Below are 20,240 nucleotides of genomic sequence, written 5' to 3' on the forward strand. Positions count from 1 at the left end.
TGAATCACTCCCCTTATAGATTAGTATATTCATATTATGGATAAAATTTCATAAAACAGGCTAAATTTATAGAAAAAAATAAAGGGGATTGAAGATCTATTCCGAATTATTATCTATGAGATGTTCAATATATAATTTTCAATACATTCCTGAAAATAAAATAAATGTCAATAAAATAAGGAATTTAAAATATTAGGAAAATATATTTGTAGGATATTGACAGTTGATTAACGAAGGTGGTACTTTATACATAAGACGTTCTTTATAAAGAACAAATTTAGGAAGGTATCGCCTTATTCAATCAGTAATATGGTTACTAAGTAAAAAATCCTATCGATTATGTATGATCAATGCTCACCACCAGGAGGAAAAAAATGAGCGCAATCGCTGGCCTCTACCATTTAAACCAAGAACCAATCAACCTCCATCATGGAGAAATATTAATGAAATCACTGCTGAAATTCCCTGCAGACAGTATTCAAGTTTGGAATGATGAGCATATGTTTTTTGGCTGTCATCATCAATGGATTACACCTGAATCCGTGCAAGAAACCTTGCCATTTTATGAGTATGACCGACAGCTGGCTATAACGGCAGATGCAATCATAGATAATCGGGAAGAATTATTCGAACGATTACAGGTTAAGAATGTTGACCGATTGAATATGACGGATAGCCAATTAATCTTGCTTGCTTATCATAAATGGGGAGAGGAAGCGCCGAAGTTCTTGGTGGGTGACTTTGTTTTCATGATTTGGGATCAAAAAAATCGCAAGTTATTCGGAGCACGGGATTTTTCGGGAAGCCGAACGCTATATTATTTCATGAACGATGATAAATTGGCGTTTTGTACTACGATTGGACCCTTGCTTAATTTGCCATATATAGAAAAGCAATTAAATGAAGAGTGGTTAGCGGAATTTCTGGCGATTCCGATTAATGTCGAATCGGTCGATCCTTCTTCTACCGTCTACCAGGATATTAAACAGATCCCTCCTTCACATTCAATGAGAATCATTGACGGACGTGTGACGTTTTCCAGGTATTCGTTTATAAAAAAGCAAGAAAAACTCAAATTAAAGACGGATGCGGAATATGAAGAAGCGTTCAGGGATGTTTACGATAATGTGGTCAAATCCAAGCTAAGATCCAACTACAATATTGGCTCACATTTAAGCGGGGGTTTAGACTCGGGTTCCGTCGTTAGCTTTGCAGCCAAGGAGTTAGAAAAGAAAAGAAAAAAACTTCATACATATAGCTATATACCTGTCGAGGATTTTGTCGATTGGACACCGAGAAGCAGGGTTGCTGATGAAAGGCCATTTATTTCATCTACCGTTGAATACGTAGGGAATATTAAGGCTAACTATTTGGATTTCAAGGAGAAAAGTCCGTTTTCCGAGGTGGATGATTGGCTCGATGTCCTGGAAATGCCCTATAAATATTACGAAAATAGCTATTGGCTTAAAGGAATTTATGAACATGCCGCACAAGAGAATATTAGGGTGCTCCTTAATGGGCAACGTGGAAATTGGACCATTTCATGGGGACATGCTTTGGACTATCAAGCTAGTCTATTGAAACAGTTAAAATGGTTTCATTTATTTAAAGAATTGCAATTATACAGCGAAAATCTCGGTGTGAAAAAATCGAGAATCATGGCTGCAGTCAGGAAAAAAGCTTTTCCCTCATTTTATCGGCTCCTGTCTGCTGCTGAAGAACCTTATCCGATGTTAATAAAACCTGAGTTTGCCGAAAGGATGAAAGTGTTCCCAAAATTACAAGAACACAAAATTGATGTGAGAGGAGTTATCCGGACGAACGTTTTTACGATGAAAGAAACCCAATTCCAACAATTATACTATTGGAATATAAATGGGAATATTTCGACGAAGCTATCTTTGCGGCATGCTATAGCAGAGCGTGATCCAACAAACGACCTGCGTATCATCCAGTTTTGCAATTCCATTCCTGAGTCTCAATACGTATTGAATGGTCAGGATCGCTCCCTCATAAGAAGGGCAACAAAGGGATATCTTCCTGACAATGTCAGACTCAATAATAAGACGCGGGGAATACAAGGTTCTGACGGAATTCATCGAATGGCATCTTCATGGAATTCATTTATGGAAGAAATGCAGGTTCTAAGCAAAGATGAGCTGATGGCTGAATTTTTAAATATGGAGGAAGTCAGAAAAGCGCTGACGAGCATTGCACAAAACCCTCATCCGGACAAAGTATTTGATGATGATTTCAGAGTATTGATGCGTACTTTAATCGTGTCCCGATTCATAAAAAAACACTTTGAAGGGGGGTGAAACAATGAAAAAAGAGTGGGAAAAACCAAAATTAGAAATACTTAATGTCAACATGACAATGGCTGGTCCAGGAAGGAGACTTCCGGATGCGATTCAGCCAGATCCGGATGATCCGGTAAAATTCAGCTGAAACTAATTAAAGAAGCATACCCTTATACATGGTTAGCCTGTGTAAGGGTTTCTTTGAAACTATCAGGTTATGTTTGGAGTGAAGCAGAATGTTAAGCACTGATGAAACGTATGCATATAGCACATTTGGGTTAACGGTAGCTAGCGATATCCTCCTCCCTGAATTGGAAAAATCCTCTGGTGATCTATCGGAATCAGAAGCTGTTGTCCATATCAGGTGCCGAAACCTGGAAAAAGAATGGGGGGAAACAAATCCCATGGACCGGAAAGGTTTCATCGTCGAGGAAAACCGAGTCATGTTCGAGGTGCCTGAGCTGGCCGTATTTTCGATCGAAGGAGGAAAAACGATCACTGTATCATTCTTTGAAGACGGAAATGAGGATAGGGTGCGTCTTTATATTTTAGGAAGTTGCATGGGAATAGTATTGATGCAAAGAAAAGTACTGGCCTTACATGGGAGCGCAATCGCGATTGATGGGAAAGCTTATGTTTTTATCGGTGAGTCAGGTGCAGGAAAATCCACGCTTGCTTCCTCATTCATGAAGAAAGGGTATAAGCTTTTAAGTGATGATGTAATAGCTCTTTCAATGAAGGAAGGTGGCCCTTGGATCACACCATCTTACCCGCACCAAAAATTATGGTTGGAAAGCATCCAGGCATTCGAAATGAAAGAGAATGAATACGAACCATTATTCGATAGAATCACAAAGTTTTCGATACCAGTGCAAGAAAATTTTCAAAACCAGCCATTACCGCTTGGAGGAATATTCGAGCTAACCTGTGCGGATATAGAATCGATTGAACTTCAGCCTATAAAGAAACTGCATAGACTGCAGGTATTGCATACGCATACCTATAGAAGGACCATCATGGAAAGGATGGGCCTGACGGCTTGGCATTTTACATACTGTGCCGATTGCTTATCATCCGTTTCAATACACCGCATAACCCGCCCAACTTCTTCTTTCACTGCCCATGATCTTGTAGACAAAATCACTCATGTTATCCAAGGAGGAAACAATTAATGATAGATTCATCCGTAGTTTCTAAAAATAAGGTCGTCATTCAAAAAAAAGGGAATATTGTTAGCAATATGGATGGGGAAACCGTGATGCTAAGCATTGATAAAGGCAATTATTATAATTTGGGCGTCCTTGGTGGTGAAATTTGGAGTCTGATTGAAGAACCAATGAAAATTGATGATCTAATCGTGAAATTGATGTCAGAGTATGAAGTCCAACAACTGGACTGCGAGGAAGAAGTGTTATCCTTCATTAGTGATTTATATGAAGAGGATTTAATTCTCTTATTAGATGGCATGCAGGAAATCATTAATCAATAGAGGTATAAAATGAATCTTTCCAAGAAATTTCATACGTTCCTAACCATCAAGTGGAGTAAGAAGCGGTTACTGACAGAGGCTTTATTCTTTTTGGCATTCGGCCGCATTTTCAAAACGCTTCCATTTAAGAAAAGCACCCGATTGTTAGGGAACCACATGGAGGAAACAGCATACTCCATGAGTGCAGATGAGATAGCAGCCGCGAAAAATATTTCGAATGCCATCCATATCATGAGCCGTTATACATTCTGGGAGAGCCAATGCTTGGTTAAAGCGGTAGCTGGAATGAAAATGCTTGAAAGAAGAGGCATCGAAAGTACACTTTATTTAGGAACTGCAAGAAATCAACAAGGCGATTTGACTGCTCATGCTTGGTTACGGTGTGGCTCGTATTATGTAACGGGTGTAGAAGAGATGGCTAAATTCATAGTTGTCGGTAAATTTGCGAAAACAAAAAAAGCTTAAAAAGAGGGAATTAAATGAATGGCAAAACGGCGATCGTAACTTCAACCATGTCCAAAGAGTTGAAGTTTTTATTGAAATGTCTGAACAGTGAAGGAAACAAACAGGCTCTGCAAGATGGCGAATTAAATCTTGATTGGAATTTGTTCCTGAAACTTGCCAGGCATCATCGGGTATACCCACTTATTTATACGAAACTAAAATCCGCACAATATGTTCCTGCTCCCATAATGCAATCCTTGTTCTGCGATTATCAAAAAAACACCTTTAAAATGTTAAAGCTCACTGGTGAAATCGAAAAAGTTTCCCGTGGAGTTTTTGAAAAAGATATTTCCACCATTTTTTTGAAAGGACCAATTCTTGCAGCTGATTTATATGGAGATATATCACAAAGGACTTCAAGTGATATCGATATTTTGGTTAATATTGATGATCTTGATAAGGTCGAGTCCCTTTTAGTCAGTATGGGATATGCTAAAGATGATTATATTGAAACTGTATTGAATGATTGGAAATGGCGCCATCACCATTTAGTATATTATCATCCTGAGAAACAAGTTAAACTCGAGATTCATTGGCGTTTGAATCCCGGTCCAGCCAAGGAGCCATCATTCAATGAATTGTGGCAAAGAAAACAGGTCAGCTCCCTAACCACATCATATCCTATATATGGTTTGGGGAATGAGGATCTTTTTTTATTCCTTATCTCTCATGGGGCACGCCATGGGTGGTCACGCCTGCGTTGGTTGGTGGATATCCACCGCCTTTGTAAAAGAAGCATGGATTGGGACAGGATACAGGCCCTTTTGCAAAAATATCAATTCATGCATGTAGCAGGCCAAACCTTGGTCCTAACTTCCCATTTATTACATACACCGGTTCACGATGCGGCAAAACACCTTACGGAAAATGCCCGCTCAAACCGATTGGCGCAACAGGCACTATTTTATGTACAGCGATTCATTAATCTTCACGATGAACCGCTTCCTAAGAATGTTGCACGCTATCATAAAAAGCATCTGTTTTCGCTTATGTCATTTAAGAATAAAGTGTTATTCATCCTCAGCTTTCTGCATCCATATTTCGAGGATGCCAAAACCTTGCCGTTGCCTCAGAGGCTGCATTTTTTATATTTTCCATTGAGGCCTTTTTTATGGTTTTGGAGAAAAACGAGAATTCATGAAATGTCATAGGAGGATTAGATGAAACATCTGTGGTTCTTTTTCAAGCGATTATACCATTTCACGGGGAAAATTCTTTTCATCAATATGCTTGGAATGGTTATTGTAAGTTTATTGGACAGTGTAGGCATCCTCTTATTGGTACCGATGATAGGCGTTAGTGGAATTATCGATATAAATCTCTCAAGCAATCTCCCAGCGATGTTTTCATGGATAGTCGAGATACCTAAATGGATGAGCCTGACCATTATTTTAGGTTTTTATATCGTGTTAGTGATTTTCCAGAACGTTTTACAACGAAACCTGACAATCCGCGACGTGAGGATCCAGCAGGAATATAGCAGTCATCTAAGGGTGGAATTGTATCAGTCACTATTACATGCAAACTGGGAGTTCTTTATAAAAACAAGAAAATCGGATGTCATAAATGTAATGACCAACGATTTAGCTAGAGTGAGTGCAGGAATCAATATGATCTTACAATTATTAGCTTCCGCGATCTTCACACTCATTCAAATTGGGGTGGCATTTTACTTGGCGCCAGGAATCACATTATTCGTATTGGGTGCAGGCCTGATGCTTGCCATGTTCTCAAGGAAGTTCATTCGAAAAGCGAGATCATTAGGAAGCAAAACCTCTCAGTTGGCCCTTAGTTATCTAGCAAGTGTTACAGACCAGATTAATGGAATCAAGGATATAAAAAGCTATCATTTAGAGACATCACATGTAAATTGGATCCGCTCCTTAACTAAAGAAATGAATGAAGAACAAGTGGAATATATCAGGCTGAACACGACATCCCAATTATCATATAAGGTGTCCTCTGCCTTATTAATCGCTTCATTCGTTTTTTTATCGATTACCCTATTTGCTGCTCAACAGCAGCAATTATTGCTCATCCTGCTTATTTTTTCAAGATTATGGCCTCGATTCACAGCTATCCAAGGGAATTTGGAAAATATATCATCAACGATTCCGGCTTTCAAATCCATTCTGAAAATGGAGGATGAAGCAAAAGTCCATGAAGAAGCATTCATGCTAAAGAGTGGGATGCCCTTGGTTATGGAACAAAAACTGGAGGTCCAAGGTCTTTCCTTTCGCTATAACAAAACAGAAGCGGACTTTACATTGCGAAATATCAATCTGGCGATACCGGCAAAAAAGATGACAGCTATTGTCGGTCCATCAGGCGCAGGTAAAAGCACGTTAATCGATATATTGATGGGCCTCATGAAGGCTGATAGAGGCAAGATTCTCTTGGATGGCAACCTGCTTTCCAGTCAGGATTTAACCGGCTTAAGGCGATCGATCAGCTACGTTTCCCAAGATCCATTTTTATTCAATGGAAGTATCAGGGAAAATATGCTGTTGGTCGATCCGCAAGCGAGTGATCAACAAATATGGGAGGCTTTGGCGTTTTCGGATGCGGTGGATTTTGTGCTGGATTTGCCTCAAAAACTGGAGACGGTCATTGGGGACAGAGGGATTAGGTTATCTGGCGGCGAACGGCAGCGAATTGTTTTAGCTAGAGCCATTTTACGTAAGCCTTCCATATTAGTTTTGGACGAAGCGACTAGCGCCCTCGATAATGATACAGAATCAAAAATTCAAAGGGCAATCGAAAATCTGCATGGCCGCATGACCATCATTGTCATAGCCCACCGTTTAAGCACCATCAGGAATGCGGACCAGGTCATCGTCTTGGAAAAGGGAGAAATCTTACAAACGGGTGAGTATGGCGCATTAGCTCGGGAAAAAGGGTTGTTCAGACAATTATTAACAAGAGAAGTGGAAATAATATAAAAGCGATTGGTTTAAGAAATAATTGTAAAATAAAAGTATAAGCTGTTGACTCGTTCTTTATAAAGAACTAAAATAAGGATATAATCACAGGAACTTTAACATTGCTGAAAAATATTAGCTGATTTTACAAAGTAAAATCTATGATTAGGATCTTTTGTTCTTAATAAAGAAAAAGTTTAGATGAAAAAGGTGGTTCAATGACAAATTACACGAAAAGGAACTTTGAATATCAACAACCTGCAAAAGAGATCAATTTAAAAGAACTGATCGGAATCATAAGCAGACGTTTCTGGATCGTCATCATCGTCACATTAGTATTCCTGTTAGCAGGTTATTTAAAAACATTAACGACGACGCCCCTTTACCAATCGTCCACCAGAATCATCATTGAAGCCAACCAAGATAAAATGAAAACCCTGCAAGTCATAATAAAAGATCCTACGGTTTTGCAAAAAGTCATCGATGAAATGGACTTATCTTTGTCGCCGGAAGCATTGGCTGGTGCCATCAATGTTACCAGTGTAGAAGATTCAGAGGTTGTCAGCATAAGCGCCACTTCTTCCGATCCTTTTATGGCGGCCGAGATAGCCAATACAACGGCAAGAGTGTTCAAAGATGAAGCTCCCGATATAGTGGACTTTAAAAAAATACGGAATTTGTCCCCAGCCAAGGTAAACGAGGTTCCGATTAATGGAGACAATAATGGGACGATCATTAAGAGTGGGATCATCGGACTGTTTTTGGGCATTGGACTGACATTCCTAATGAATTCATTGGATTACACCATCCGTAATGAGCAAGAAGTGGAGGAAATCATAGGTTTTCCGGTTATAGGCCATGTCTCAAAAATGAATAAAAAAAATACGAATGTCAGCAAAAAAAATATTGAAAAAATTAAGGAAGTGCAGCAGGGTAATCATTCAAAAGAAACGAGAGTAGAATTGTGAGGTGGTTTTGATGGCGTTCCAAAAACTAAAGTATAAAGACAGGCTAAAGAAGAGGAATCTTGTTGCATATTCAAGCCCGGATTCCTTAATTTCCGAACAGTACAGGACGATACGTACGAATATTAAGTTTTCCTCCGTATCGAAAAAAAGGAATATCATCATGATAACCTCTCCAACAACTGCCGAGGGTAAATCAACCACTGCAGCAAATCTGGCTGTTTCAATGGCCCAAAACAAAGAGAAGGTTTTATTGATAGATGCCAATTTAAGAAATCCTGGAATGCACTCGATCTTCAAGGTATCAAACAAAGCCGGATTGACCAATATCCTATCTGGTTTATCAACACTTGAAAACACAATATTCAGGACGGGAATGGGTGATTTGGATGTCCTGCCAAGTGGCCCCATCCCCTTCAACCCAGGAGAAATAATCGGCTTGCCGGCGATGCAGGAATTTCTGGTTCTGTGTGAAGAGAACTACGACATCGTGCTCATCGACTCCCCTTCGATCCTGGAGGTTACCGATACTAAGATTTTAGCGGATTATTGCCACGGAATCATACTCGTATTCAATAGCGGAAAAACAGAGTTGAAAAAAGCATTAGCGACGAAAAGGATCCTTCAATTTGTGGAAGATAAAATTATCGGCGTCATATTAAATGAAAATCCAGAAACCCGAATTACCAATTTACTGAAGAAAATCCTCTGATGATTGCCATTTTTTTATAAAGGCGTTCTTTATTTCGAACGATAAAATTAGGATGCTATAATATTTGGCGATGTCTCCTTGCCATTATCCACGGAGGCACTCGATCATGCTGTGGGTTGAAGGACCTTAGACGCCAGTCGTCAAGAGTGTGGGGTGAGGGGGGGTTAAATGCCCTATTTTCTATTAAATAAAGTGCTAATGAATGCAGTCTGTTAATGGGACTCCATTCATTAGCACTTTATCATTGATAGCCGTTTTACTTGCACTTATATGCTGGAATATTTAAAGGGGGGGAAAATATTGACGTATCAGCAAAGATTATCATTATTTATTTTAATCGATTCATGTATCGTCTTATCGGCCATTTTTCTGGGACGATTCTTGGTGGATGCGAGCATTTATGTTTTTACACTGCCCATCGTCATCAGTTCTGTTACGATTCTCCTTAGCCATCATATTTTTGCCATTACATTTCATTTATATAAAAAAGCTTGGGAGTATGCGAGCATTGGTGAACTCGCCATAATCTTCAAAACCGTTACGGCTTCCATTTTTACTACAGCCATCATACAGGGTATCCTTTTTCAAGATATTTATTATCGATTATTGGCGGTAACGTGGCTGCTTCATATGCTTTTGATAGGCGGTTCACGGTTTTGCTGGAGAATGTACAGAGATCAATACTTGATTAAATATGACCATAAAAAAAGGACATTAATCATAGGAGCTGGATCGGCAGGAACCATGGTTGCCCGGCAGCTTTTAAAAAATAACGATGTCGATTTATTGCCTGTAGCGTTCATAGATGATAACCCAAGAAAACTTAATCTAGATATTCTAGGAATCCCCGTCGTCGGCGAAGTGGGGAAAATTGCCCGAAAAGTTGAAGCGTTGCAGATCGAGCATATCATCATCGCCATTCCATCCTTGAATAAACAGGAAATGAATCGGATTTTTCAAGAATGTGCAAAAACCAATGCAAAAACGCAAATCCTCCCCATGCTGGAAGACCTGTTAACAGGAAAGCTGTCTGTCAATAAGTTTAGAGACGTTCAAGTCGAGGATCTTCTTGGGAGAGAGCCTGTCGATTTGGATATAGATGTCATTTCAGAATATGTAACGGAAAAGGTCATCTTGGTCACGGGGGCAGGAGGGTCGATCGGATCGGAAATTTGCCGGCAAATATCCAAGTTCAATCCATCAAAACTAATCCTGCTCGGGCATGGTGAAAATAGCATCTACACAATTGAAATGGAATTAAGAGAAATATATAAAGACAAAAATATCGAATTTTTAACGGAAATTGCCGACCTTCAAGATCAAAAAAAAATGCTGTCCGTTATGGCTGAATACCAGCCGGATGTCGTTTACCATGCCGCAGCACATAAGCATGTACCATTAATGGAACGAAATCCTGAAGAGGCCGTCAAAAATAACTTGATAGGCACGATGAATGCCGCCAATGCGGCAAGCTGGAGCGGCGTTAAGACATTTGTGATGATTTCCAGCGATAAGGCTGTCAATCCTACTAGCGTTATGGGCTCCACTAAAAGATTGGCGGAAATGACGATTCAACATATGAATAGAAACAGCAAAACAAAGTTTGTGGCAGTTCGGTTTGGGAACGTACTGGGAAGCCGCGGAAGTGTCATCCCGCTATTCACCAAGCAAATTGAGAATGGAGGTCCCGTCACGGTCACCCACCCTGACATGATTCGGTACTTCATGACTATCCCTGAAGCTTCAAGACTTGTCATACAGGCAGGCGCTCTAGCAAAGGGCGGCGAGATTTTCGTCCTTGATATGGGCCATCCCGTGAAGATTGTAGATCTGGCTAAAAATTTAATTAAGCTCTCCGGACATTCAGAAGAGGATATATCAATAAAATTCACTGGCACAAGACCGGGCGAAAAGCTTTTTGAAGAGCTTTTGAACAAAGAAGAGATTCATGAGCAAAAAATATATCCAAATATCTACATAGGTAAAACAGGAAAGCTATATACAAAGGAAATTGAGGAGATTATTAATTGCTACGGAGATTTGGATAAAGAGACACTGCGGAAAAGGCTTGTCGATCTGGCCAATGAACGTGTTAGCGCTCCCTCTCTTGTTTCAGTTTCAAACTAAACACTTTTCGCGATCATTTTTATGAATGTGGCTGTACGAATCATCAAGTGTGTCTACATGTATAGGATACTGAAGGGATAGTGAATCATGGAGAAGCAAGTCCTATTTTGTGCAACGAAGGATTATCATTTTGAAGCGTTTCACTTGCCATTTTTTAAATGGTTCAAAGAGCAAGGATATAAAGTGCATACCGCTGCCCAGGGGGACTTGGATCTTCCATTCGTCGATAAAAAGCATGTCATTTCCATCCAAAGATCCCCATTCAAACGGGAAAATCTGCGGGCTTATAAAGAGCTGAAAACCATCATTGAAAACAACGATTTTCAAATCATCCATTGTCATACACCGATGGGCGGAGTCCTTGGCAGGCTTGCGGGCCGGAAGTCAAGAGCAAGGGATACCAAAATGATTTATACAGCACACGGCTTTCATTTTTGCAAAGGCGCCCCGTTGCTGAACTGGCTCATTTATTACCCAATTGAAAAATCTCTAGCCAGATTGACGGATTGTTTGGTTACGATCAATGATGAAGATTTTCAACTTGCCATCCAAAGAAATTTCAAGGCACAGAAGATCACTCATATCCAGGGTGTCGGAGTTGACACCAATCATTATCATCCCGTATCCCCTGAAAAGAAAGCAATGATCAGGTTAGAAAAAGGCTATCATGATGAGGACTTCCTTCTATTTTATGCAGCAGAGTTCAACAAAAACAAAAACCAGCAATTGTTGCTTAAGGTTTTTTCGATGATTGAAAAGAAGATAGCTCAGCCAAGGCTATTATTGGCAGGAGACGGTCCCCTATTGGATGAATGCAAGAAGCTGGCACACTCATTAGGAATCGAAGATAAGGTGGATTTTCTTGGATTCAGGAAAGATATAGACCAACTCTTGAAGATCAGTGATCTTGCTGTCGCATCAAGCTTGAGAGAAGGGCTTCCGGTGAATATCATGGAAGCGATGGCGTGCGGCCTGCCCATAATAGCCAATGAAAATAGAGGGCATAAGGAGCTCGTATCCAATGGTCAAAATGGATGGCTGATCAGTAAAAATGATGAAAAGTCTTTTTCCGAAAAAATCATGAAGGTCGCTGGCAATAAGGAGATGAGAAAAGTGCTAGGGGAAACAAGCCAGATCATGATTGAGAGGAAATACAGCATGAAAAAAATCATGGAAGCCAAAAGTGATATGTACAAATCATATATGGAAGATACGGAGGAAAGAGTATGGGGAATCCACTGAGAATCCTGCATGTGGTCGTCAATATGAATAGAGGCGGGGCGGAGACCTTAATCATGAACTTATATCGCAATATGGACCGTTCCAAGATCCAGTTTGATTTCCTTACATCAAAAGAGGGCGTATTCGATGCAGAAATTAGAAAGCTTGGCGGTAAAATCCATAGAATCCCCTATATTACCGAGGTCGGTCACTTTGCTTATAAAAAACATTTAGATCAATTCTTTAGCGAGAACCATACTTATAAAGTCGTCCATGCCCATATGGATAAAATGAGTGGAATCGTTCTTCAATCAGCTAAAAAAGCAGGAATCGCGAAACGAATTTCGCATAGTCACAATACACGCAGTGAAGGCGGCTTGGCTTCCCGGATTTATAAATGGTATGCCGGGAACTTAATCATGAATAATGCAACAAATTTAGTCGCTTGTTCAAAACAGGCAGCACGATGGTTATTTAAAGGCAACCAAGCGGATATTTTAAAAAACGGCATTGAATGTAAATTGTTTTCCTTCTCTGCTGAGACAAGAAATATAGTGAGAAAAGAATGGAATATCGAAAACGATACATTTGTATTAGGTCATGTGGGAAGATTCGCTCAACAGAAAAATCATCGATTTTTAATCGACATCTTTGCAGAGTTCGTGAAAGAAAATGAAAAATCCATGCTGGTATTAGTCGGGGATGGACCATTAAAACCAGAAGTATTAGCAAGAGTTAGAACTTTTAACTTGGAAAATAAAGTTAAATTCCTCGGGGTGCGAAGTGACATAAATAGAGTCCTGCAAGCCCTGGATGTTTTTGTCTTTCCTTCTTTGCATGAAGGATTGCCGGTTTCCCTCATTGAAGCACAAGCAGCAGGCCTGCCTTGTATGGTCTCGGAACAAGTATCGAAAGAATCGGATTTGGGAATGAACCTGCTTCAATTTCTTTCGATTGATGATTGTTCATCATGGACGTCACAATTAAAAAAAGTAGCTTCTTTACAGCCTGTTAGAACTGTACGTCAAGATTCTTTAGCCAAACAAGGCTATTCGATTCGAGAAACGGCTAATGAACTAAAAGAATTCTATCTATCAATGTCAGGGTGATGTTCATGAAAACTTTAACTGTGTTTACGCCAACGTATAATAGGGCTTATTGCCTTGAGACATGTTATCGAAGTTTAGTCAGTCAAGATAATAAAGACTTCAATTGGTTGATCATTGATGATGGATCAACGGATGATACGAAAGAAATCGTAAGTGCTTGGATTCGAGAAAAGAAAATTGATATTACGTATTTCCATCAAGAAAATCAAGGGATGCATGGTGCACATAATACGGCCTATAAGCTTATCGAGACTGAATTGAATGTCTGCATAGATTCGGATGACTATATGGCAGAGGGTGCCGTGGAAAACATCCTGTCCTTCTGGAGAAAGCATGGAAGTAACAACGTAAGCGGCATCGCTGCTCTCGATGCAACGATCGATCATCAAATCATCGGATCAAGATTACCTGAAGGAATACATAGTGCCACTTTGTTTGATCTTTATAACAAACATGGTGTTACTGGAGACAAGAAGCTGGTTTATCGGACAGAATTGACAAAGCTATATCCTTATCCCGTTTTTAAAAATGAGAAGTATGTTGGGCTGGCTTACAAATATTATATGTTGGATAAGCAATATGAAATGTTATTGATGAACGAAGTGCTTTGTCATGTTGAATATCTCGCTGATGGTTCCTCCCTGAATATGTATAAGCAATACCTAAAAAACCCAAGGGGCTTTTCATTTTATCGTAAAGAGCTGATGAAGCTCCCCTTCGGAGGAATTGTTTTTAAATATAGGCAAGCGATTCATTATGTATCTAGCAACCTACTATTGAAAAATAAGAAATTGTTCATTGAAACGCCCAAGAAGCTACTTACAATCTTAGCCTTTCCATTAGGTTTGCTATTATATGTGTTCATCATCAGCAAAGCTAGAACTTAGTTAATTGAAGGGAATTAATTGTAGATGACCATACTTTGGATCAATCTAGCCATCGTATTTATTTTTTCATTTTTAGGCAGGTACTTTTCAACATATTCACTCATCACACCGACTGGCATATATGCATACAAGCCAAATAAGATGTTGGTGTTTTTAGCGATTTTATGTTTAGTTTGCGTGTCCGGCCTCCGGACCAATATAGGGGATACGTTCAACTACAAAAATATTTATATCGACAACGATTTCACCTGGGACTATATAACCTCACAAAAGGATATGGGATTCGGTATTTTGCAAATGCTATTAAAAAATTTCTCAGATGACCCCCAAATCCTGATTTTTTCAACGGCCTTGGTCACAAATGTATTAATCATGATCGTTTTATATAAATATTCACGGCTTTTTGAACTAAGCACGTTTGTATATATTACAGGTGGGTTGCACTTAATATCCATGAATGGCATACGCCAAGTTCTTGCTGCAGCGATTTTCTTTACGGCAACCAAGTACTTATTAAATGGGAATTTCATGAAATATACAATGATCGTTCTGCTAGCCTCAACATTTCATCAGAGTGCCCTTATTCTCATTCCTATTTATTTTCTCGTCAGAACAAAGGCATGGACAAAGTCAACGCTTGCATGGCTATCCTTGTCAGTGGTCGTCGTGCTCGGATTCGGTCAATTTTCAACTTTATTATTTTCGGCGTTACAAGATACCCAGTATGAGGATTATTCCAAATTCAATGAGGGGGGAGCGAATATAATAAGGGTTGCCGTCAGTGCAGCGCCTTTACTGCTTGCCTACCTCGGCAAGGATAAGCTGCAAAAGATTTTACCCAAAAGTGACTATATAGTCAACATGGCTTTATTGGGATTGATATTCATGATTCTCTCGACGCAACAGTGGATATTTGCAAGAATTTCCATTTACTTTAACTTATATCAGCTTATCCTGATCTCCTGGCTTATTGAGCTATTTAATGAGAAAGATCAAAAACTTATGTATTATTTGATCCTTGTGCTATTTTTTGTTTTTTATTTTTATGAAAATGTCATCAGCTTGAATATTCTCTATAAAAGTGATGTTTTGGAAAACTTATTTTAATGGAAAGGAGGCAGACAATGACTCCAATTAGAATCTTACATATCGTAAGTGCCATGGATCGTGGCGGTGCGGAAACAATAATCATGAATATTTACAGAAAGCTGGACAGAAACAAAATCCAATTCGACTTCATTACACATTCCAATAAGAAAGAAGATTTTGAAGATGAAATTTTGGGCCTAGGCGGAAATTTAATGAAAATTCCCAGCTTAGGCACGGTTGGACCATTATCATATCTAAAGGAATTAATGAGAATCATGACCGCAAAGACTTACCAAGCCGTTCATGCCCATACCGATTATCAGGCAGGATTTCCAGTATTGGCAGCGAAAATGTCGGGAATTAAAATAAGGATTTGTCATTCACACAGTGATAATTGGACAAAGGGAAACCAGTTCAAGGAAAGGATGACACTGAAAGCCCTCCAAACCTTCATGAAAGTGTCCGCAAATAGATATTGCAGCTGCAGTCATGAAGCGGCTAAGTTCATGTTTGGCAAACAAAAAGTAAAGAATGGCAAAGTTACGGTATTAAAGAATGCGATTAATGTAGGAGAGTTTACTGGAACAAAGATCGATAGTAGAGATAGCATCCTGAAAGAGTTCGGATTGGATGACAATGCCAAAATTATTGGGCATGTCGGCCGCTTTTCAGATTCTAAAAACCACCGATTCATTTTGAGTCTCATGCATGAACTAGTGAAGAACGATCGCAGCTTCTTTGCACTATTAGTCGGAGATGGTCCATTAAGACAGGAAATCGAGCATGAAGCAACTGCTCTAGGCATCATGGGAAATATCAGATTTCTCGGGGTAAGAACCGATATTCCCAGGTTGATGAAAGGGTTTGATGTCTTTTTATTTCCTTCTCTCTTCGAAGGTTTTGGAATTGCTGCCCTGGAAGCTCAAGGTTCGGGAACACCATGCATTTTGTCGGATACTGTACCCAAAAGTATCGATATGGATCTAGGGTTAATCAGGTTCATTAGCCTAAACGAATCGCTTGAAGTTTGGCGTAACGAAGTGAATGCCTCGCTGTTGCTTGAAGCCCCTGACGATGAAGCCATTCAAAGCAAAATAGCGACTAAAGGCTATGATATTTACGGAAATGTCAAGGAATGGTTAAAGCTATATGAAGTATCCTGAAAAAGAGGTTGTAAGCATGAAGAAGAAAATCTTGATCACTTCCTTTGATTTGGCTATTGGTGGAGTAGAAAGAAGCCTGATAGGCTTGCTAAATCAAATCGATTATACTACCTACGAAGTCGATTTATTATTATTTAAACACGAAGGAGAATTTCTCTCCTATATCCCGGAAGGCCCGACATTATTACCGGAAGTGCCAGCGTATACGACCTTTAGAAAATCCATTCATCAAATCGTGAAGGATGGATATTATCCTATCGCTTTATCGAGATTGATCGCTAAGTTTTCAGGGCTTGTCCACGGAAAAGTGAAGAAGGTGGAAGAGCCAGGTTATCTCGCCATTCAGTACGGTTGGGAGCTGGCTAACCCGCATCTGCCAAAACTTAATAAGGAGTATGATGTGGCCATAGGATTTTTATGGCCACATCACTTTATTGCCGATAAGGTCAAAGCCAAGAAAAAAATTGGCTGGATCCACACAGATTATTCAAATATATATATAAATAAGAAAATCGAGAAAAAAATGTGGGGAAAAATTGATGAAATCGCAGTGGTTTCAGATGAATGCTCCCAAACGTTTCTAGATGTTTTTCCAGAATTACAAGAGAAAACGATGGTCATTGAAAATATTTTTTCCCCAGACTTTGTAAGAGAACAGGCAACCGTGGAAATCCCTCGGGAAATGGGACAAGTCCCCGGAAAAACCATATTGGTAACGGTGGGCCGATTAACGCATGCAAAAGGACTGGATGAGGCCGTACGAGCTTGTAAAAGATTGATAGACAAGGGGTTTGATATTCAATGGTACGTGGTGGGGTATGGACCGCTCGAAGGCGAGCTGCGAATCCTGATCGCAAAATTGGAACTTGAAAACCATTTTATTTTAGTTGGAAAGAAAATCAACCCCTATCCGTATATGGCAGCTTGTGATATCTACGTGCAGCCCTCGCGATATGAAGGCAAGGCAGTTACGATTCGCGAAGCACAAGCGCTTGGAAAGCCAGTAGTTTTGACCAATTTTCCTACAGCAAAAAGTCAAGCGGATCATGGCGTCGATGCATGGATAACGGAATGCGGTCAAGAGGGAATCGAGGCAGGCATAGCAAAAATGATCATGGATGACGTTTTGAGGGACAAGATAATTTCAAATGTTCGGGCCAAGGATTACGGCAATGAAAAGGAAATCAATAAAATCTATGGCTTGATCAGCAGTTGAATTTGAATCTGAAGGCGAAGGAGCGATTACATGGCAATTCTAATCACAGGCGGTGCTGGCTTCATCGGGAGCCATACATGTGTAGAGCTCTTGAACGAGGGCTATGAAATTATCGTTGTCGATAATTTTTCTAATAGCAATCCAGAATCCTTGAAACGCGTTACTGATATAACCGGTAAATTGATAAAAATTTATCCTATGGATTTGTTGGATTCAAACTCGCTTGAAATGATATTTTTAGATAATCACATTGAAGCAGTCATCCACTTTGCCGGCCTTAAAGCAGTGGGGGAATCCGTTCATGACGCCCTCAAATATTATAAAAACAACATCACCGCTACACTTGTCATATGTGAACTAATGCAAAAGTACAAGGTGAAGAGGATGGTTTTCAGTTCTTCGGCCACCGTATATGGCCTGCCTGATACCGTCCCCATATCGGAAGGCTTTCCTTTAAAGGCTTTGAATCCATATGGCAGTACAAAATTGATGGTCGAAGAAATCCTTCAAGATTTATATGTATCGGATAATGAATGGAGCATAACCATCCTTAGGTATTTCAATCCAATCGGTGCACATGAAAGCGGCTGGATTGGCGAAGACCCGCGTGGAACGCCTAATAATTTAATGCCCTTCATCACCCGAGTCGCGGTAGGGCAGTTAAAAGAGCTTCAAATATTCGGCAACGATTATGCAACAATAGATGGAACAGGCGTCAGGGACTATATTCATGTAGTCGATCTTGCAAAAGGACATTTACGCGCACTCGATAGAACGCTAACTTCCTCGGGTATCGATATATATAATCTTGGGACAGGAATTGGCTATAGTGTGTTGCAAGTGGTCGAAGCTTTTGAATCTGCGACTGGTGTGCAGATACCTTATAAAATTGCCCAACCTCGTTCTGGAGATGCAGCCATTTGCTATGCCGATCCGACAAAGGCAGAAAAAGAGTTAAACTGGAAAGCCGCCAAAGGAATCATCGAAATGTGTCAGGATTCCTGGAGATGGCAATCCAGGAATCCACTTGGCTTTATGAAGAAGGATGAGCCGGAAAAACCTCGCTTGGTACAAAGTGAGGTTTTTTTACTCCCAAATAATTAAAAAATGGGGCAAACGATGAAGCAGCAAATACAAAAAGAAAAATTCAAAGATATATTATGTTACGCCTACAAATTAGGGAATGAATCAGACGATATGAAGTTAGATGTTTTAATAGAAGAAATCAAACGGCAATTTGTCATATCGAAAGGAAAATATACAATCCTGGAAGTGAAAAGATGAAGAGAACATTTGACTTACTACTTGCATTGCTTTTATTGGTTACCCTCAGCCCGGTAATCCTGATAGTTGGATGTTTACTTAAATATAAGCTTGGAAAGCCGATTCTTTTCCGCCAAATGAGACCTGGTTTGAATGGAACGCCCTTTTATCTGTATAAATTTCGTTCAATGAATAATCAGCATGATGAAAACGGGGAACTCCTCCCAGATCACGTAAGGTTAACTGCATTTGGTAGGTTTCTTAGAAAATATAGTTTGGATGAACTGCCTCAACTGGTCAATGTTGTCAAAGGAGATATAAGTTTGGTTGGTCCACGGCCCTTATTGATGGAATATCTTCCATTGTATACAAACGAACAAGCGAAACGTCATCTTGTGCGTCCAGGAATTACCGGCTGGGCACAAATAAATGGACGGAATGCATTAACATGGGAAAAAAAATTCGAACTGGATATTTGGTATGTAAACCATCATTCGATCTTACTTGATATTAAGATTTTGGTGCTTACGATCGTGAAGGTGTTCCGTACGGAGGGGATAAACTCTTCCGCTCATGTTACCATGAGTCCATTTAAGGGGACTGTCCTTACTGAAAGGAAAGAGCATGGATGAAAATTGTATTAATTGGAGAAGGCGGTCATAGTAAAGTCATTAAAGATATGATTGACACGGTCGTTGGTTGCGAATTGATTGGCTACCTTGATGATAAATATGAAAAACCGATCATTAAAAACCAGTTGTTTTTCGCACCGCTTTCGACAGCATCCCACTTATTGGAACAAGTCATGGATATACAATTCATTGTAGCAATTGGAGATAATCTTACCCGAAAAAACGTCGTGGAGGAGCTGGGGATCCCGGATTCTTATTATGGAACACTGCTTCACCCTTCTTCGATCATCAGCCCGTCTGCTGAAATAGGGCTCGGTACGGTAGTCATGCCAGCAGCGGTCATCAATGCGGATGCCAAGGTTGGCTGTCATTCAATCATCAATAGTGGATCGGTGGTCGAGCATGATAACCAACTTGGTGATTTCGTCCATATTTCACCACACGCTACCTTAACTGGTGCCGTAAAAGTGGCCGAAGGGGTACATATCGGTGCCGGGGCAACAGTAATCCCCAATGTCGCAATTGGAAAATGGTCTGTTATCGGTGCAGGAGCTACAGTTATCAACGATATCCAATCACATAGCGTAGCCGTTGGAACACCTGCAATCTTGAAAAATAAAATGAGTATAGAGGGTGTGTAAA

At 39.9% G+C, this 20,240-nt stretch carries 20 protein-coding genes; all 20 read left to right on the plus strand.

Features of this window, described 5'->3' with window-relative positions; genetic code table 11:
- Positions 1 to 374 precede the first annotated feature (374 nt).
- The 20 genes from CVN76_RS02845 to CVN76_RS02930 all read left to right on the plus strand — a co-directional run bounded on the left by CVN76_RS02845 (position 375) and on the right by CVN76_RS02930 (position 20,239).
- Entirely contained in the window at positions 375 to 2,318 is a 1,944-nt protein-coding gene (locus CVN76_RS02845) for an asparagine synthase-related protein (RefSeq protein WP_100530190.1), read from the plus strand.
- 4 nt (positions 2,319 to 2,322) lie between these two features.
- Positions 2,323 to 2,448, plus strand: a complete 126-nt coding sequence (locus CVN76_RS30815; protein ID WP_057912969.1) for a paeninodin family lasso peptide — start codon at positions 2,323 to 2,325, stop codon at positions 2,446 to 2,448.
- A gap of 88 nt (positions 2,449 to 2,536) precedes the next feature.
- Complete coding sequence (locus tag CVN76_RS02850; protein WP_100530191.1) at positions 2,537 to 3,472, plus strand: aldolase; 936 nt, start codon at positions 2,537 to 2,539, stop codon at positions 3,470 to 3,472.
- Positions 3,472 to 3,789 (plus strand): lasso peptide biosynthesis PqqD family chaperone, encoded by a 318-nt coding sequence (locus tag CVN76_RS02855; protein ID WP_100530192.1) that lies wholly within the window; start codon positions 3,472 to 3,474, stop codon positions 3,787 to 3,789. Before CVN76_RS02850 ends, CVN76_RS02855 begins: the two co-directional genes overlap by 1 nt.
- A 9-nt stretch (positions 3,790 to 3,798) precedes the next feature.
- On the plus strand, positions 3,799 to 4,254 hold the full coding sequence (locus tag CVN76_RS02860; RefSeq protein WP_100530193.1) for a lasso peptide biosynthesis B2 protein: 456 nt from the start codon (positions 3,799 to 3,801) through the stop codon (positions 4,252 to 4,254).
- 14 nt (positions 4,255 to 4,268) lie between these two features.
- Positions 4,269 to 5,444 carry a nucleotidyltransferase domain-containing protein gene (locus CVN76_RS02865; protein ID WP_100530194.1) on the plus strand — a complete coding sequence of 392 codons (1,176 nt, stop codon included), beginning with the start codon at positions 4,269 to 4,271 and terminating at the stop codon, positions 5,442 to 5,444.
- Positions 5,445 to 5,453: 9 nt separating this feature from the next.
- Positions 5,454 to 7,235: an ABC transporter ATP-binding protein gene (locus CVN76_RS02870; RefSeq protein WP_100530195.1), complete on the plus strand. Its 1,782-nt coding sequence runs from the start codon at positions 5,454 to 5,456 to the stop codon at positions 7,233 to 7,235.
- A gap of 197 nt (positions 7,236 to 7,432) precedes the next feature.
- Complete coding sequence (locus tag CVN76_RS02875; RefSeq protein ID WP_100530196.1) at positions 7,433 to 8,182, plus strand: YveK family protein; 750 nt, start codon at positions 7,433 to 7,435, stop codon at positions 8,180 to 8,182.
- 10 nt (positions 8,183 to 8,192) lie between these two features.
- Positions 8,193 to 8,891, plus strand: a complete 699-nt coding sequence (locus tag CVN76_RS02880) for a CpsD/CapB family tyrosine-protein kinase (RefSeq protein WP_100530197.1) — start codon at positions 8,193 to 8,195, stop codon at positions 8,889 to 8,891.
- Positions 8,892 to 9,191: 300 nt separating this feature from the next.
- Positions 9,192 to 11,018: a polysaccharide biosynthesis protein gene (locus CVN76_RS02885; RefSeq protein WP_100530198.1), complete on the plus strand. Its 1,827-nt coding sequence runs from the start codon at positions 9,192 to 9,194 to the stop codon at positions 11,016 to 11,018.
- 84 nt (positions 11,019 to 11,102) lie between these two features.
- A complete protein-coding gene (locus CVN76_RS02890; RefSeq protein WP_198512459.1) occupies positions 11,103 to 12,260 on the plus strand; it encodes a glycosyltransferase family 4 protein in 1,158 nt (385 codons plus the stop codon).
- Complete coding sequence (locus CVN76_RS02895) at positions 12,245 to 13,348, plus strand: glycosyltransferase family 1 protein (protein WP_100530200.1); 1,104 nt, start codon at positions 12,245 to 12,247, stop codon at positions 13,346 to 13,348. Before CVN76_RS02890 ends, CVN76_RS02895 begins: the two co-directional genes overlap by 16 nt.
- Positions 13,349 to 13,353: 5 nt before the next feature.
- Complete coding sequence (locus tag CVN76_RS02900) at positions 13,354 to 14,235, plus strand: glycosyltransferase family 2 protein (RefSeq protein WP_100530201.1); 882 nt, start codon at positions 13,354 to 13,356, stop codon at positions 14,233 to 14,235.
- Between the two features lie 24 nt (positions 14,236 to 14,259).
- Positions 14,260 to 15,342 (plus strand): EpsG family protein, encoded by a 1,083-nt coding sequence (locus CVN76_RS02905; RefSeq protein WP_100530202.1) that lies wholly within the window; start codon positions 14,260 to 14,262, stop codon positions 15,340 to 15,342.
- A gap of 17 nt (positions 15,343 to 15,359) precedes the next feature.
- A complete protein-coding gene (locus CVN76_RS02910) occupies positions 15,360 to 16,487 on the plus strand; it encodes a glycosyltransferase family 1 protein (protein ID WP_232732082.1) in 1,128 nt (375 codons plus the stop codon).
- A gap of 16 nt (positions 16,488 to 16,503) precedes the next feature.
- Positions 16,504 to 17,703 carry a glycosyltransferase gene (locus CVN76_RS02915; protein WP_100530254.1) on the plus strand — a complete coding sequence of 400 codons (1,200 nt, stop codon included), beginning with the start codon at positions 16,504 to 16,506 and terminating at the stop codon, positions 17,701 to 17,703.
- 30 nt (positions 17,704 to 17,733) lie between these two features.
- Entirely contained in the window at positions 17,734 to 18,807 is a 1,074-nt protein-coding gene (gene galE, locus CVN76_RS02920; RefSeq protein WP_100530204.1) for a UDP-glucose 4-epimerase GalE, read from the plus strand.
- Positions 18,808 to 18,822: 15 nt separating this feature from the next.
- Entirely contained in the window at positions 18,823 to 18,987 is a 165-nt protein-coding gene (locus CVN76_RS30820; RefSeq protein WP_157805494.1) for a hypothetical protein, read from the plus strand.
- Entirely contained in the window at positions 18,984 to 19,598 is a 615-nt protein-coding gene (locus CVN76_RS02925) for a sugar transferase (protein WP_100530205.1), read from the plus strand. The genes CVN76_RS30820 and CVN76_RS02925 overlap by 4 nt, the downstream gene beginning before the upstream one ends.
- The gene (locus CVN76_RS02930) at positions 19,595 to 20,239 is read left to right on the plus strand and encodes an acetyltransferase (protein WP_100530206.1); all 645 of its coding nucleotides are present in this window, start codon (positions 19,595 to 19,597) and stop codon (positions 20,237 to 20,239) included. Before CVN76_RS02925 ends, CVN76_RS02930 begins: the two co-directional genes overlap by 4 nt.
- Position 20,240: the final 1 nt, after the last annotated feature.

This window comes from Bacillus sp. mrc49, from assembly GCF_002803435.1.